General features: G+C 62.4%; 11 protein-coding genes and 1 riboswitch. Of the genes, 7 read left to right on the plus strand and 4 right to left on the minus strand.

Annotated elements, in window-relative coordinates:
• Positions 1 to 18 precede the first annotated feature (18 nt).
• From C8D92_RS05930 to C8D92_RS05955, 6 genes are all read left to right on the plus strand, one after another.
• On the plus strand, positions 19 to 438 hold the full coding sequence (locus C8D92_RS05930; RefSeq protein ID WP_116918719.1) for a F0F1 ATP synthase subunit epsilon: 420 nt from the start codon (positions 19 to 21) through the stop codon (positions 436 to 438).
• 140 nt (positions 439 to 578) lie between these two features.
• On the plus strand, positions 579 to 1952 hold the full coding sequence (glmU, locus tag C8D92_RS05935) for a bifunctional UDP-N-acetylglucosamine diphosphorylase/glucosamine-1-phosphate N-acetyltransferase GlmU (protein ID WP_116918837.1): 1374 nt from the start codon (positions 579 to 581) through the stop codon (positions 1950 to 1952).
• A 9-nt stretch (positions 1953 to 1961) separates the two neighbouring features.
• Positions 1962 to 3794, plus strand: a complete 1833-nt coding sequence (gene glmS, locus C8D92_RS05940; RefSeq protein WP_116918720.1) for a glutamine--fructose-6-phosphate transaminase (isomerizing) — start codon at positions 1962 to 1964, stop codon at positions 3792 to 3794.
• A 109-nt stretch (positions 3795 to 3903) separates the two neighbouring features.
• Positions 3904 to 5409: a sodium/proton antiporter NhaB gene (nhaB, locus tag C8D92_RS05945; RefSeq protein WP_095610118.1), complete on the plus strand. Its 1506-nt coding sequence runs from the start codon at positions 3904 to 3906 to the stop codon at positions 5407 to 5409.
• A gap of 86 nt (positions 5410 to 5495) precedes the next feature.
• Positions 5496 to 6983 (plus strand): SulP family inorganic anion transporter, encoded by a 1488-nt coding sequence (locus C8D92_RS05950; protein ID WP_095610056.1) that lies wholly within the window; start codon positions 5496 to 5498, stop codon positions 6981 to 6983.
• Between the two features lie 61 nt (positions 6984 to 7044).
• A complete protein-coding gene (locus C8D92_RS05955) occupies positions 7045 to 7896 on the plus strand; it encodes a universal stress protein (RefSeq protein WP_116918721.1) in 852 nt (283 codons plus the stop codon).
• A 287-nt stretch (positions 7897 to 8183) separates the two neighbouring features.
• On the opposite strand, the gene C8D92_RS05960 is transcribed toward C8D92_RS05955, so the two are convergent.
• The gene (locus C8D92_RS05960; RefSeq protein WP_423837071.1) at positions 8184 to 8900 is read right to left on the minus strand and encodes a DUF3047 domain-containing protein; all 717 of its coding nucleotides are present in this window, start codon (positions 8898 to 8900) and stop codon (positions 8184 to 8186) included.
• 105 nt (positions 8901 to 9005) lie between these two features.
• On the opposite strand from C8D92_RS05960, the gene C8D92_RS05965 reads away from it, so the two are divergent.
• Positions 9006 to 9431 (plus strand): potassium channel family protein, encoded by a 426-nt coding sequence (locus C8D92_RS05965; RefSeq protein ID WP_116918722.1) that lies wholly within the window; start codon positions 9006 to 9008, stop codon positions 9429 to 9431.
• Between the two features lie 26 nt (positions 9432 to 9457).
• Here the strand turns inward: C8D92_RS05965 and C8D92_RS05970 are convergent, their stop codons facing one another.
• Genes C8D92_RS05970 through C8D92_RS05980 form a run of 3 tightly spaced genes read right to left on the minus strand, consistent with a single transcriptional unit; the run spans position 9458 to position 16220 of the window.
• A complete protein-coding gene (locus tag C8D92_RS05970) occupies positions 9458 to 11941 on the minus strand; it encodes an efflux RND transporter permease subunit (protein WP_116918723.1) in 2484 nt (827 codons plus the stop codon).
• A gap of 24 nt (positions 11942 to 11965) precedes the next feature.
• Complete coding sequence (locus C8D92_RS05975; RefSeq protein WP_116918724.1) at positions 11966 to 15187, minus strand: efflux RND transporter permease subunit; 3222 nt, start codon at positions 15185 to 15187, stop codon at positions 11966 to 11968.
• Positions 15180 to 16220: an efflux RND transporter periplasmic adaptor subunit gene (locus C8D92_RS05980; protein WP_243402375.1), complete on the minus strand. Its 1041-nt coding sequence runs from the start codon at positions 16218 to 16220 to the stop codon at positions 15180 to 15182. Before C8D92_RS05980 ends, C8D92_RS05975 begins: the two co-directional genes overlap by 8 nt.
• Before the next feature lie 140 nt (positions 16221 to 16360).
• Positions 16361 to 16587, plus strand: a riboswitch (cobalamin riboswitch).
• Positions 16588 to 16725 lie beyond the last annotated feature (138 nt).

Below are 16725 nucleotides of genomic sequence, written 5' to 3' on the forward strand. Positions count from 1 at the left end.
TCAAAGAGGCTAGAGAAGATGGCTATGACCGTGCATTGCGATGTCGTCAGCGCAGAAGAGAAGATCTACTCGGACCGGGTCGAGATGCTGATTGCGGCTGGTTCAGAAGGGGATCTGGGCATTGCCCCGGGGCACGCCCCGCTGCTGACGGCGCTCAAGCCGGGTCCGGTTCGGGTCATCAAGCAGGGTGGCGACGAGGAAATCCTGTATGTGTCCGGGGGATACCTGGAAGTGCAGCCCGATATCGTCACCCTGCTCGCCGACACCGCCGTCCGCGCCAAGGATGTCGATGAAGCCGCTGCTCAGCAAGCCCAGAAGGACGCTGAAAAGGCGATGGCTCAAAAGACCAGTGAGTTCGAGTACACCCGCGCTGCGGCTGAGCTCGCCGAAGCGGTGGCCAAGCTGCGGACCGTTCAGCAACTCCGTAACCGGCGCTGATTGCGGCAGCGGGTATGGGCCCGACAGCCTGACCCAACCGTCTCTGACCATCCCTCCGGCCCGGCCGGTCGTGATGGCAGAGGCGGTTTTTTTGCTTCTGGAACCTGTTAAAAGGACGATAATCCGTGAGTGATTCCACGCTGCCCCTGCATGTTGTGATTCTCGCCGCTGGCCAGGGTTCGCGCATGCGGTCGCGTCTGCCCAAAGTGCTCCATCCGGTCGGGGGACGGCCCATGCTCCATCACGTGATGAGCACCGCGCGTGCCCTCGGCGCTGAAGCCATTCATACCGTTATCGGTCACGGTGCCGAGGCGGTTCGCGACGCGACGCCGGGTGAGGAGACCTTCTGGGTGCATCAGGCCGAACAGCTTGGCACCGGGCACGCCGTCGCCCAGGCGCTGCCGAACCTGCCGGATGACGCCCGGGTACTGGTCCTCTATGGCGATGTGCCACTGACAAGCCGGGAAACGCTGGCCCATCTGGCGGATCAGATCAGTGACCGCTCGATGGCGTTGCTGACCGTCACAATGGCGGATCCCGATGGCTATGGCCGCATCCTTCGGAATGACCGCGGTGAGGTGACGGCCATCGTCGAGCAGAAGGACGCGACTGAGGAGCAGCGTGCCATCACAGAGGTCAACACCGGTATCCTGGGCCTTTCGGCTCGCCACCTGAAAGACTGGTTACCGGCCCTGTCCAGTAATAATGCCCAGGGCGAGTACTATCTGACGGACGTCATTGCCATGGCCGTGACGCAGGATGTGCGGGTCCGGGTCGCACAGCCTGACACCGTGTATGAGGTTCAGGGGGTGAATAACCGTCAGCAGCTGGCTGTTCTGGAGCGGTGGTATCAGCAGAACGAGGCGGCCCGACTGATGCAGGAAGGTGCCACACTGGCGGACCCCGCACGGGTGGATGTACGGGGCCATGTTCGCGTGGGCTGGGACGTCAGTATTGATGTGAACGCGGTGTTCGAGGGCGAGGTCACGATTGAGGACGGGGTGCGCATTGGCCCCGACTGCGTGATCCGTGACAGTATTCTGCGGAAAGGCGCGGTGATTGAGGCTCATTCGATCGTCGAAGGGTCAGACGTCGGTCCGTCCGCCTCGGTCGGTCCCTTTGCCAGGGTGCGACCGGGTACCCAACTGGCGACCCGAAGCAAGGTCGGCAATTTTGTGGAGACGAAGAAGTCAGAGGTGGGCGAGGGGAGTAAGATCAACCACCTGAGTTACGTCGGTGATGCCGTCCTGGGCCGAGATGTGAACGTGGGTGCGGGCACGATCACCTGCAATTATGATGGAGTGAACAAGCACAGAACGGTACTCGGCGATGGCGTGTTTGTCGGGTCCAACACCGCGCTAGTGGCCCCGGTGACTGTGGCGGACAGGGCCACCATCGGCGCCGGATCGACCATCACCCGGGACATCGAATCTCAGGAACTGGCCGTCGCCCGGGGACGTCAACGCAATATCGCCAACTGGCAACGGCCAACCAATCCATCGGATCAGGAGTAAATCACAACCATGTGCGGGATTGTCGGAGCCGTATCGGAACGGGATGTTCAGGGTATCCTGCTGGAGGGATTGCGGCGCCTCGAGTACCGGGGCTACGACTCAGCGGGCATGGCTGTCCTGAATGAACAGCACACGCTGACCCGGTACCGGGAAGTCGGCAAGGTCAGTGCGCTGGAAACCGCGCTGGATGGTCAGCCCCCCCGGGGGCGCATCGGTATTGCCCATACCCGTTGGGCAACCCACGGCGAGCCGTCGCAGACGAATGCCCATCCACACATGTCCGGTGAACGGCTGGCGATTGTCCACAACGGCATCATCGAGAACTACCAGACCCTGAGGGATCGGCTGCGCAACGAGGGTTTCACCTTCGACTCCCAGACCGATACCGAGGTGGTGGCCCACCTGATCGAATCCCACTTCCAGCAAACAAAGGACCTGCTCAGTGCGGTTCGACGGGCAACCGCCGAGCTCCATGGCGCCTATGCTCTTGCCGTTCTTCATGCCGACGACCCGGAGCGGCTGATCGTCTGCCGCCAGGGCAGCCCGCTGGTGCTGGGTGTGGGCATCGGTGAGAACTTCATCGCCTCGGATCAATTGGCGCTGCTGCCCGTGACTGACCGGTTTATGTTCCTTGAGGAAGGGGACATCGCGGAAGTGCGCCGGGACCGGATTGACGTCATCGACCGCGATGACAACCCCGTCGAACGCCCGGTGACACGATTCGAGCACAGCGCTGATGCGGCCGAGAAAGGGGACTACCGCCACTTCATGCTCAAGGAAATTCACGAGCAGTCGAGGGTGGTGCAGGCCACGATGGAAGGCCGCCTCACGGACCGGCGCGTGTTGGAGCAGGCATTGGGCACCGATGCGGAAAACCTGCTTCAGGATGTCCGCCACGTCCAGATCATCGCCTGCGGCACCAGCTATCACGCCGGCATGGTCGCCCGCTACTGGATCGAGGAACTGGCGGGCATTCCCTGCTCGGTCGAGGTGGCCTCCGAATTCCGCTATCGCAAGCACGTGATCCAGCCGGACACCCTGTTCCTGTGCATCTCCCAGTCCGGTGAAACTGCCGACACCCTGGCGGCGCTGAGGCAGGCGAAGGAAGCGGGATTCCGGGCGGCGCTGGCCATCTGCAACGTGCCGGGCAGCTCTCTGGTGCGCGAATCCGATCTGGTCATCATGACCCAGGCGGGGCCGGAAATCGGTGTGGCCTCCACCAAAGCCTTCACCACCCAGCTGACCGCGCTGTTGCTTTTCACGCTGGCACTGGCACGGCGCAATGGACTGCCTGAAGCCGAAGAGGCGGACATGGTCCAGGCCCTGCGCCAGGTCCCGGGACAGATTGACCAGGTGCTGGCGCTGGATACGCCCATCGCGCGACTTTCCGAGGCGTTTGTGGACAAGCACCACAGCCTGTTCCTGGGCCGTGGTTCGCAGTTTCCAGTGGCGCTGGAAGGCGCGCTGAAGCTCAAGGAGATTTCCTACATCCATGCAGAGGCCTACCCGGCCGGTGAGCTTAAGCATGGGCCGCTGGCGCTGGTGGACAGTGAGATGCCGGTGGTGACCGTCGCTCCCAACAATGCCCTGATGGAGAAGCTGCGCTCGAACCTCGAGGAGGTGCGGGCGCGTGGCGGTGAGCTGTTCGTCTTCGCCGATGAGGCGGTCGGACTGGCCGAAGAACCGGGCGTCCACGTCATGAACATGCCGAGCGTTCATCCCATCACGGCCCCGATCGTCTACACCATTCCGCTTCAACTGCTGTCTTACCACGTCGCGGTCCTCAAGGGCACGGATGTGGATCAGCCCAGGAATCTCGCCAAGAGTGTGACGGTCGAGTAAGTGGTTTCCGGCCCCACCCCCGGGGGCCGGACAATAATCCGCAAAAACCGGTCCGGGAGTGGTAGAATCGCGCTCCCGTTTCCCGTTCATCCGTTATCGTCCGATCGCCATGCCCACGACTGTCTTCGGCGGCTTTGCCAGCAACTTCCTCGGCAATGCACCCACCTGGTACAAACAGACCATTCTGGTGTTCCTCGCCGCCAACCCGCTGTGCCTTTGGTTGTTCGGGCCGGTGTTCACCGGCTGGCTGCTCGTGGCGGAGTTTATCTACACCCTCGCGATGGCGCTGAAGTGCTATCCGCTCCTGCCGGGTGGGCTGCTCGCCGTTGAGGCGCTGCTGATCGGACTGACGACGACGGACTCGGTGTATCTGGAAATCCGCACCAATCTGCCGGTGATCCTGCTGCTGATGTTCATGGTGGCGGGCATCTACTTCATGAAGGAGCTGTTGCTGGTCACCTTCACCCAGATCCTGGTGGGGGTACGTTCCAAGTCGGCGCTGTCTCTGCTGTTCTGTTTTGCGGCGGCGGTCCTGTCGGCCTTCCTGGATGCCCTGACCGTGACGGCGGTGATCATCAGCGTGGCCGTGGGGTTCTACTCGGTCTATCACCGTGTGGCCTCCGGGAAGGGGTACCACCATAACGATCACAACCCCGGCTCGGACAAGGGCGTGATCGACCTGCACCGGGAGGATCTGGACCAGTTCCGTGCCTTCCTGCGTTCGCTGCTGATGCATGGCGCGATCGGGACGGCGCTGGGTGGCGTGGCGACCATGGTGGGGGAACCCCAGAATCTGCTGATCGCCAAGGTGGTCGGCTGGGATTTTGCCGGCTTCTTCCAGGCGATGGCACCCGTCAGCCTGCCGGTACTGGGCGCGGGCCTGCTGACCTGCCTCATTCTGGAAAAGCGCCGTTGGTTCGGGTATGGCGCCCGGCTGCCCAAACCGGTCCGGCAGGTGCTCGAGGAGTTTGCCCGCACCGAACGCGAAAAGCGCTCACCGGCCGATCAGGCCGCGCTCTGGGTGCAGGCGTTGGCGGCGGTGGTGCTGGTGGCCGGTCTGGCCTTTCATGTGGCCGAAGTCGGCCTGATTGGCCTGCTGGTGATCATTCTGATCACCTCATTCACGGGTGTGACGGATGAGCACCAGATTGGCAAGGCCTTTCAGGAGGCGCTGCCATTCACGGCCCTGCTGGTGGTGTTCTTCACCATCGTCGCGGTGATTCACCATCAGCATCTGTTCACGCCCATCATCGAGGCGGTACTGGCACAACCCGAGTCACGGCAACCGGGGTTGCTGTTTGCCGCCAACGGGCTGCTGTCCATGATCAGCGACAACGTGTTTGTCGCCACCGTCTACATCAGCGAGATCAAGCAGGCGCTGGAAGCCGGGGAAATCTCCCGCGCGCACTTTGAGGAGCTGGCAGTCGCGATCAACACAGGGACCAACCTGCCCAGCGTGGCAACGCCCAATGGCCAGGCCGCGTTCCTCTTTCTACTGACCTCGGCGATTGCACCGCTGGTGCGCCTCTCTTACGGGCGCATGGTATTCATGGCGCTGCCCTACACCCTGGTACTGGGCGGCATCGGTCTGGGGGCGGTCATCGTCCTGACCTGATTCTCTTGTAACGTCTCCGACCCGGCGTGTGGTCATCGACCACGCGGCCGGGTCGCTTTGTTTCTGTATTGGTAATTGGAAAGCGCATGCTCAAGACACTCAAATCCGAATGGTTCTCCAACATCCGCGGCGATCTGCTCGCCGGTATCGTGGTGGCGCTGGCCCTGATTCCGGAGGCCATCGCCTTTTCAATCATCGCCGGCGTGGACCCCCGCGTGGGCCTTTATGCCTCGTTCTGTATCGCGGTTGTGATCGCCTTCGTCGGCGGTCGCCCCGGCATGATTTCCGCCGCCACCGGGGCCATGGCCCTGCTGATGGTGACGCTGGTCCGGGAACATGGCCTTGAGTACCTGTTGGCCGCAACGCTGCTGACCGGTGTACTGCAGATCATTGCGGGTGGTCTGAAACTGGGTGGTCTGATGCGGTTCGTCTCCCGGTCGGTGGTGACCGGCTTCGTGAACGCGCTGGCAATCCTGATCTTCATGGCCCAACTGCCGGAGCTGACCGACGTGACCTGGCATGTCTACGCCATGACCGCGGCGGGCCTGGGTATCATCTATCTCTTCCCGCGTATGCCGGTGATTGGCCGCCTGGTACCCTCGCCGCTGGTCTGCATCGTGGTGCTGACCGGCGTGGCGCTCTGGTTTGGTCTGGACATCCGTACGGTGGGCGACATGGGCGAACTGCCCGACACGCTGCCCGTCTTTCTATGGCCAGATGTCCCCCTGACGCTGGAAACGCTGGCGATTATCTTCCCGTACTCCCTCGCGTTGGCGGTGGTGGGCCTGCTGGAGTCGATGATGACCGCCACCATTGTGGACGACCTCACCGACACCACCAGTGACCGCAACCGGGAATGCCGGGGGCAGGGCATCGCCAACATCGGCGCCGGTCTGCTGGGTGGCATGGCCGGCTGCGCCATGATCGGCCAGTCGATCATCAACGTGAAATCCGGTGGCCGCACTCGGCTCTCCGCGCTGACCGCCGGGTCCTTCCTGCTGGTGATGGTGCTGGTGCTGGACGACTGGCTGGTGCAGATCCCCATGGCGGCCCTGGTCGCCGTCATGATCATGGTATCGATCGGCACCTTCAGCTGGGAGTCGCTGATCAACCTGCGCCGTCATCCGTTGTCGACCAACATCGTCATGGTCGCGACGGTGATCGTGGTGGTCGCAACACACAACCTGGCGTTTGGTGTGCTGGTGGGTGTGCTGCTGGCGGCCCTGTTCTTCGCCAACAAAGTCAGCCATTTCATGGCGATCCGTTCAACACTCGATGAATCCGGCGAGACGCGCACCTACACGGTGGTGGGGCAGGTCTTCTTCAGCTCTGCTGAGAAGTTCATTGATGCCTTCGACTTCCGGGAAGCGGTAGAGCATGTCGTCATCGATCTCAGCCGCGCCCATTTCTGGGACATCACGGCGGTGGGGGCGCTCGATAAGGCCGTCATCAAGTTCCGCCGTGAGGGTGCCGAGGTGGAAGTGATCGGCCTGAACGAGGCCAGTGCGACGATCGTGGACCGCTTCGGGGTGCACGACAAGCCGGATGCCGTTGATCAGCTCATGGGACATTAAGGTGTGTATGATGCGAAACACTGACGCTTCCCAAAAACAACAACGGACCAACGGAGATCCCATGCCGAACATTGTCGCCTGCATTGATGGCTCCCGTGCCTCCCAGTCGGTGTGTGACCATGCCGCCTGGGCCAGCCAGCGGATGGATGCCCCGCTGATGCTGTTTCACGTTCTGGATGAAGCCCGCTACCCGGGCGAGCCGGACCTGGCCGGCAGCATCGGTCTGGGCAGTCGGGAACATCTGCTGGACGAACTGGCGGAGCTGGACCAGAAACGCAGTCGTCTGGCGCTGGAACAGGGCCGCCACATGCTGGAAGCGGCCGAAAAGCGGGCCCGGGCCGATGGTGCCGAGACCATCCTGCGCCGCCAGCGTCACGGCGATCTGCCGGACTGCCTGCTGGACATCGAACCCGAGACACGGGTGCTCGTCATGGGCCTGCACGGCGAGAGCAGTACCGACCGGGACGTCCACATCGGCAGTCAGCTGGAAACGGTGATCCGCACCCTGCACCGGCCGATCATGCTGGTGCCAGACGAGTTCCGGGAGCCGCGCAGTGCCATGCTGGCCTTCGACGGCAGTGAGACGGCCTTCAACGGCGTCCGCCTGCTGGCAGAGAGTCCGGTGTTCCGGGATTTCCCGCTGCATCTGGTGATGGTGGGGCCGGACACCAACGACCGTCGAGAGCAACTGGGCAAGGCCGAATCCGCGCTGACCGCAAATGGCTGTGAAGTACACACGGCCATCCGGGCCGGCGATGTGGAGAAGACGCTGCATGCCTACCAGGACGAACATGAGATCGACCTGATGGTCATGGGCGCGTACGGCCATTCAAAAATCCGGCGTTTCCTGGTCGGCAGCACCACCACCAGCATGCTGACGAATACGCGCACGCCACTCGTCATTCTTCGTTAGGAGGAGCGCAATGCCCGGTTCGCTGCCCGCCCGCCGTCGGTGATGCTGCGGTAGTAGAACCGGGCAATGCCGTGGTGATTCTGTCAGTGTACGACTGATAAAAAACCACCCATTGGCCGATCAGGGTCCGATTGGCGCCACACCAACCAGTTAGTGCGCCAGTGAAAGCGCCGAGGCGCGTTCATTGTCTCTCGTCAGGCTGACACACGTCGCACGTATTGTTCGGCGCATGGACGACGCGTGCCGACGTCTTGAGGACAGTGGCCGGCTGGATGAGTTTCAGTCTTTCAGGGTTCAACGATCTCGATATCGCCATACCACGCGGTGGCGGACTCGCCGGTGTTATCGCTGTCCGTCATCAGCCCAATGCCGATAATCGGCGGCGGTGCCTCGCCGAAGGCGGCCCGGTAGTCTGCCACCACATCCCGCTCGATGGTGACCCACTCCCCCACGCGCTCCGGGCCGCCGTTCACGGGCACCATCTGTGTCGTGTCCGTGAATGGATTGGGCAGGATGGTGCCTTTCGGTACCCTGTTCGCCCAGATATAGTTGAGGGCATTCCCTGGCAGTTCCTCGCCGAACAGCGTCTCCACGGTGGCCCGTTTGGCCCGTTCGAAAAACCCGGCTTTCTCCGGCTGGAACGCGAATGCCACGTAGATCCGGGCCGGATAGTCGTCCCCGCTTTTCTGTCGTGCGTCGCCGGCGTCGTAGACATTCGACACTTTCCAGCGCCATCGCAGGATCAGTGAGTCGCCCGGCGTAATGCGCTGCCGGGCAATCAGCCCGGACGCGCCGCCGTCGGTGTTGGCACGAACCACGGTTTGGTCTCCAACCGTGACCAGGCTGTAGTCGGTATGGGTATCGATGTCCGGGAAAATCAATGGCTCCCAGGAGCCACCATCGTCAAGATCGGTCATGGACGAAAAACGCGGGAGTGTTTCTGACGCCAGTGGCGCGGACATGAAACCGACAATGACGAAGCAGACGGTCAGTGCTCGTTTCATTGGTGGCTCACCTCTAACGACTTGATACGGAACGATCTGGTGGACGGCACCGGACTACCCTAGTATGAACGCGAAGATTGCCTTTGGTTCGCTCACGAGGCCCCGATGTTGCTTGCCACCGCCCTAAACGTGCTGGTCGTCATGACCGTTGTACTCATTCACTATGAAGCGTTGATTCGCCTGAGCGGCTTTCTGGCCCGGACACGCCCCCGACACCGGGTTCGCCTGCTGGTCACCGTGCTCGGCGTTCTTGTGGCCCATGCGGTGGAGGTCTGGGTGTTCGCACTGGTGTATTACGGGATGCATCGTGCGGACGGCTGGGGGCATTTTCAGGGCAATTTTGATGGCTCCCTTATGGATTCGGTCTACTTCTCATTCACCACCTTCACGACGCTCGGGTTCGGTGACATCGAGCCCCTGGGCACCGTGCGGTTCCTGACCGGCATTGAGGGACTCACCGGTCTGGTACTGATCACCTGGAGTGCGTCTTACCTGTTCGTTGAGATGCAGCGCCACTGGGCGTTCCGTTAGGGAGCCTCTGATACTGGCGCAGACTCCTAGTCCACAGATGGCCCCAGCGGCCGGATCAGCAGTATCAACCGTGGCAGCAATGTCAGCGCACCCAGCAGCGCCATCAGCATGGCGAAACCGGTGAACAGGCCGAAGTAGATCGTCGGCAGGAAGTTCGACAGCACCAGAATCGAGAAGCCGACAATGATGGTGAGCGAGGTGTAGAACATCGCCCGCCCGATACTGTCATGGGCACGATACATGGCGCCATGATAGCTCCGGTCTTTGCGGAACTCCTCCCGGAAACGGTGGATGTAGTGAATGGTGTCATCCACCGCAATGCCCACGGTGATGGCGGCGACGGTGATGGTCATCAGATCCAGCGGGACGCCCATCCAGCCCATCAGGCCCAGCACGGAGGCGGCGGCGAGCATGTTGGGCAGGATGCCGATCAGTGCCAGCTTCCAGGATCTGAAAAGAATCAGAAACATGATGGCAATGGCGGCAAAAACGACGCCAATGGTCTTGATCTGCGAGTCAAACAGGCTCTGCAGCATATTGTTGTACATCACCGTCATGCCGGTCAGTGTGACCCGCTCCGGGGCAAAGCCGAGCTCACCGGTCAGGTGGTCGCGGATCTGTTCCAGCAGCTGATCCCGGTTCAGGCCCGGCGCCGTGTCCCGGAGCCGGATTGTGAACCGGGCCTGATCGTGGACCTCGGAGATGTAGGGGGTGAGCAGCGTGTCCTTCAGGTTGTCCGGTACGGCGGCGGGCACGAACGCCAGTTCCAGCGCGTCGAGGGGCTCGCCCTGATTGATCTCCGCCAGCACATCGAGCGTGCTGATGATGGACAGCACCTTACCGGTTTCGGGAAGGCCGTCGAGATAGTCGTGTACCGACTCCAGGCGCTCCATTTTCTGGTAGGTGTACCAGGTGTCGCGATGGTCGGCGTCATCCCCGCAGTCCTCGAGAAAGGGGTCGCAGTCGCTGGCAAACGGGTCGCCCCCGGTGTCTGGGGCCGGCTTGTCGGTGATGACCACATCCAGCGGTGTGGTGCCACCAAGCCGGTTGTCGATCGTCACCATGCCCTGATGGATCTCCGTGCTCGACTTGAAGTAGTCCACGAAGCTGTTTTCCACCGTCAGGCGACTGATGCCCATGGCCGACACGACGGCGAGCGTCACAGCCACCAGCAGCACCAGCCCGCCGCGACGATCCGTGACGCTGGCGAAATGATGGGTCAACGGTGTGCCACCGGCGCGGACGCGCTGGTCAACGGGGGGCGGGAGCAGTCGCAGCAGGACCGGGAAGATGATGAAGGCCATGATGAAGGCGACGGCCAGCCCGAGCGTCATCATCCAGCCGAAGTCGATCACCGGCCGGATGCCGCTGACGGTCAGGGAGCCGAATGCCACGATGGTGGTGATGGCCATGTACGCGCAGGGTTTGATCATGGCCGCCAGCGTATTGACGAGGGTGGACTGCGGCTCGGCGTCCGGCTCATCATGCTGGTATTCGCGGTAACGCACCATCAGGTGGATGGTAAGCGACAGCGTCATGATCAGGAGCAGGGCGACGAAGTTCGAGGAGATGACCGTCACCGGCCACTGGACCCACCCCAGGTAACCGATCATCAGCCACACCGTGAAGGAACAGCACAGCAGGGGCACCACAACCCATCGCCACTGACGGAAAATGACGGCCAGGGTCAGTAGCAGAAACGCCAGCACCCCGAGTCCGAACGTCGACAGGTCGTTCTGTATGAACCGGATCATGTCCGCGACAATCATCGGAACGCCGCCCAGATGAATCTCGGCATGATCCCGGTAACCGTCCAGCGTCGCGCGCACCTGTGCAATCGTCCGGTCCCGGCGCTGATCCAGCCGGTCGGTCAATGACTGATAGTCCCGCTCCACCTGATCCAGGCGTTCGGCCGTCATCGGATCGCCATCGCCGGCGTCCAGGGCCTGACGCAATTGCTGGCGCTCCTCAATGAGCTCGAAGTAGCGCGGTGGTGTCGGCAGGGTGACCTGGATGGCCGTGGTCTGGCCGTCCTCGCTGATCAGCAGGTTCGGATAGAGTGGATTACTGAGCAGGGCCTGACGGGCCGTCTGTGGTGGCACCGGGTCCTCGTCCAGCGTCTTGATCGCGGTGTCCGTGGTGTCCAGTGTCAGCTCCGGGCTGTGCAGCAGCGGGACGCTGAGGATGCTGGTGGTGCTGCCGACCGCCTCAATGCCCCCCAGCTCATCACGCAGCGATGCCAGACGGGACAGTTCCGCTTCCGAGAACAGCGTCTCATCCGGTGTGTAGGTGACGATGAGAAAGTCGTCGGAGGTGGAAAAGCGCTGATTGACCTGACGGTACTGGGCTAACGCCTGATCGTTCTCCAGCACAAGGGACTCGGCTGAGGCATCCAGCTCGAAGCGGTCGATCTGGAGGCTCATGCCCCCCATGATCAGAGCGAAGAGAACCAGCACCCACCCCGAATGGGGCAGGAGCAACTGACGATAGAAACGGCGCAGTGGCGACATACAATCCTGAGTGTCGGTGTTGGGTTAGAGCCAGCGGACCCGGGCCAGAGAGTAGTAGAGCAGTGGCACGACCACGATGGTCAGCAGGGTCGAGACAGCCAGCCCGAAGATCAACGAAATGGCAAGGCCATTGAAGATCGGATCATCCAGTATGAAATACGCGCCGACCATCGCTGAGATTGCCGTCAGGGCAATGGGTTTGATCCGGACCGCGCCGGCCAGCACCACGGCCTCATCCAGGGCGACGCCCTCCTCCAGCAGTTGACGGATGAACACGACCAGCAGGATGGCGTTACGCACGATGATGCCGGCCAGCGCAATCATACCGATCATACTGGTGGCCGTGAATTCCCGACCCAGGAGGGCGTGGCCCGGCATGATGCCGATTAACGTCAGGGGAATGGGCGCCATGATCACCAATGGCAGCACATAGGAGCGGAACTGGGCCACCAGCAGCAGGAAAATCAGGAACACACCCACGCTGTAGGCCAGCCCCATGTCCCGGAAGGTCTCGTAGGTGATCCGCCACTCGCCGTCCCATTTGATGGCCCCTTTCTCGGCGACCGACGGCAGACTGGTGAAATACTGATCCGGCATCGCGCGCTGTTGCGACAGTCGACCGACCAGGTTGAACATGCCATACAGGGGGGAGTCCACCGCTCCGGCCATATCGGCCGTCACGTAGGTGACCGGCATCAGATCCTTGTGATAGCGGGCACCGGGCCAGTCGACGGTGGCAATATCAGCAATGCTGGCCAGGGGGACGCGTTCACCGCTGCGGCTGCGGACAGAAAGCGACATCAGGGCCGCTTGCTGGGCTTTGTCGCCCTCATCGAGAATCGCTCGTACAGGCACCGGGTATTTGGCATGGGCACCATGGAGATAGCCGATGCCCTGTCCGCCGAAGGCGGTGCTCAATGTCTGGACCACCTGAGCCTGGGAGACGCCGAGCCGGGCTGCCCGCTCGCGGTCCACGCGCACCTCCCACTGCTGTGTGGGCGCTTCCAGTGATGTGTCGATATCCACCAGGCCGGGCGTGTTGTGCATGGTGGCTTCAATGGCGCGGGCCAGCTCTGCCCGATGCTCCGGACCGACGCCGTACACCTCGGCAACCACCGGCGCCTGAACTGGTGGCCCGGGGGGCACTTCAACAATCCGGACGGTGGCGCCGAACCGTTCGCCGATGGCCTGGAGCGGTTCCCGCATGGCCTGGGCAATGGCGTGGGACTCGCGTCCGCGCTCACTCTTGTCCGCCAGATTGACCTGCAGATCACCCAGATAGGGCGCCGAGCGCAGGTAATACTGACGGACCAGGCCGTTGAAGTTGATTGGTGAATGGGTTCCGGCGTAGGCCTGCCAGTTGGTCACTTCCGGAACCGTTTCCAGGTGCTCGCCCAGAGCCAGCAGTGTCTGCTGTGTGGTTTCCACGGGGGTATGTTCGGGCATGTCCACGACAATCTGGAGCTCAGACTTGTTGTCGAATGGCAGCATTTTGAGGATGACTGCGAGGAACACCGGCAGGGCGGCGGCGGCGAGCGTTAACCCCACCACGCCGAGTCCAAGGAAGCGCCGGCGCCAGTGGTGATCGCCGAGAAAGGGCGACAGCAGGCGGTGGAAAAAGCCGAGAACGGTGGTGTTCACGCCCTCGGCCGAGTGGCTCAGGGCGGCTTCCCGGGCGACATCCGCCCCGCTCTGATGGGCCAGCAGGCGCATGGCCAGCCAGGGTGCGACCAAGAAGGCCACCAGCTGTGACAGCACCATGCCGGCCGAGGCGTTGATGGGGATCGGGCTCATATAGGGCCCCATCAAACCGGTGACGAATGCCATGGGCAGCAGGGCCGCCATGATGGTGAGGCTGGCCATGATGGTCGGCGTACCCACCTCATCGACTGCCACGGGAATGATGTCCCGGACCGCGTGACGGCTGTTACGGATGCGCCGGTTGATGTTTTCGGTGATGACAATGCCGTCGTCGACCAGAATGCCGATGGCAAAGATCAGGGCAAACAGGGAAACGCGGTTGAGTGTAAAGCCCCAGGCCCAGGAGAAAACCAGTGTCAGCAACAGAGTGATCAGTACCGACACACCGACGATGATGGCCTGCCGCCAGCCCATGGCGGCCAGAACCAGCAGCACCACGCAGACCGTTGCCGAGATCAGGTCGGTGATCAGCTTTTCGGCCTTGTCGGAGGCGGTCTTCCCGTAGTCGCGGCTGATGACCACCTCAATACCCTCGGGGATCGCCCGGTTGCGTAGCGCCTCTAACCGGGTCTCGATGGCCCGCGTCACATCAATGGCGTTTTCACCCGCTTTCTTGGCCACGGCCAGGGTCACGGCGGGATGGACCTGGCCAGGGTCAGCCCGCTCCGAGGCCGGGCCAAAGCCGATCATTACGCTCTGATCGGCAACAGTGCCCCCGCGGTTGATGTTGGCGACGTTATCGAGAAAGACCGGGGCCCCCTGATGCATCCCCACCACCAGTTGCCGGACGGCCTCGACGCTGTCGATCAGCGTACCGGCCTGTACCGGTATGGAGACGCCGTCGCGGGTAATGCGGTTGTTTCGGGCGCTGGTGTTGGCACTGGCAAGTGCTTGGCGCAGGTCCGTCACGGTCAGGTTGTAGCCATTCAACCGGGCCGGATCAAATCGCACGTCGACCCGATCGGGAATGCCGCCGAGGGTGTCGACATCCCGGGTACCCGGCACCCGTTTCAGGGCAATTTCCAGGGTGTGGGCGAGGCGCGTCAGGTCTTCACCGGACCATTTGTTGGCGGGATCATAGAGCGTCAGCCCCATGATGGGTACGTCATCGATGCCGCGCGGTTTGACCACCGGTTCGGAGGCTCCGAAGTCCGGCGGCAGCCAGTCACGGTTTGAGTGCACCTGGTTGTACAGCTGCACCAGCGCTTCCTGACGGGGAATGCCCACCTCGAACTGGACCGTGATCACCGCCCGGCCGTGGCGTGACACCGAATAGACATGTTCCACGCCCTTGATCTCACTCATCACCTGTTCGCCGGGCGTCGCAATCGCGTTTTCCACTTCCTGAGCTGAGGCGCCGGGCAGAGCCACCAGGATGTCTGCCATGGTGACATCGATCTGCGGCTCTTCTTCCTTGGGCGTTACCACGACCGCCAGAATGCCGAGCAGAATGCCTAGCAGGGCCAGCAGTGGGGTCAGGTGGGCATTCTGGAATGCCCGGGCAATCTGCCCCGAAGGGCCGACCGGAGGGAGGGAATCACTCATCGTCGGCCTCGTCCGGCAGGTTGAGGGCGTCGCTGCCGAACAGGTTTTGCGGCCGGGTTGCCACCGGCTCCCCTTCGGTCAGACCGGCCAGGACCTCGATCCGGCCGTTGTGTTCAATGCCCGTTCGAATGGGGCGCAGCCGGGGCTGGTTGTGGTCAGTCAGCACGAAAACCGCGCGCATTTCGCCGCGATGGAATACGGCGTCCTTCGGAACCCACAAAGCACTCCGGCTCCCCACGGGTAAGGTCACCTTTACCAGCATGCCCGGGTATAGACTGCCGCTGTCGTCCGTCACCGGCAGGCGCAGCCGGAAGCTGTGGGTCTGGGGGTCGGCATAGGGATAAAAGGTGATGGGGCCGGTGGCCAGTTGGCGACCGTCCGGCAGGGTCACCATGGCGTGGCCCTGCTGACGGGCATGGTTTGCGTAGGGCTGAGGCACGTGCGTCAGCACCCGCAGCTTTTCCCGGGACAGCCCGCTGATCAGGGGCTGGCCTGGTTGAACGGATTCACCGATCTCGACATGGCGCTCGGTGACGATCCCCGAGTATGGGGCCGTGATGCGGGTATCGCCCAGTTCCTCCCGGGCATTGGTCAGGGCCGCGTTCGTCCGTTCCAGGCGAGCTTTGGCGGCAGCCCGGTTATTGCGGGCCTGGTCCAGTTCCTGTTGGGAGGCCAGGCCGCGCTCAAAAACCGACTGGATGCGTGCGAATCGCTGGTTGGCGTCCTCCAGATTGGCGCGGGCTTCGGCCCGGGCCGCCCGGGCCTGCTCCACACCGGCCTGCTGTCGCTTGTCGTCGAGTTGCACGATCAGTTCACCGGCGCTCACGGAATCATCCACGTCGAACGGCAGACGAATCACGGTGCCGGCGGTCCGGGCAGAGACGGTACTCTGCTGAACCGCCTCGATCCGTCCGTCCAGGCGGATGGTTTCCTCAAGCGGTGCCCGCTCGACCCGAGCCGTTCTGATGTCGGCATTCAGTGCAGTGGCGGCGAAAGCGGCCAACAACACCAGCCAACGGCTGTTTCGGAGCATGTTCATGGTCCCCGGTATTGGTGAGCTGTTATCGGATATAACGAAATGGGCTTCCGTTATATCAAATCGGCAGCCCAGGCGCGAAGGCGCCCTGTGCCGGTCCGGACGCAATCCGGTTTGCTCTTGCTTCATTCGGGTTATATAGTGTTTCCATCCTTGGTTAAGCACCAGATATTGTGATCAATCACTGATCAGTCTGGTGTCGGGAATCCGGTGAGAGTCCGGAACTGACGCGCAGCGGTATTGGGGAACGAGCGTGGCATAACGACACTGGCGGAGGCCGGGAAGTCGCCACGTGAGGCTGGAGCTTTCGGGAAGCTCTTTTTGGCCCCTGAGTCCGAAGACCTGCCAGGGAAGCGCCGATCACGAATCGGCGTGACTGCACCTTCGCGTTCAGGGTGAGCAGCAAACGGCCTCCGATGGATTCGTCTTTTCCCACCGTCCGATGCCGTCCTGTCTACGCGAAGGGAACATGGATTTCACCAACGCGTATGCAGGAGATGGC

The sequence above is a fragment of the Tamilnaduibacter salinus genome, assembly GCF_003096655.1.
GTDB lineage: Bacteria > Pseudomonadota > Gammaproteobacteria > Pseudomonadales > Oleiphilaceae > Tamilnaduibacter > Tamilnaduibacter salinus.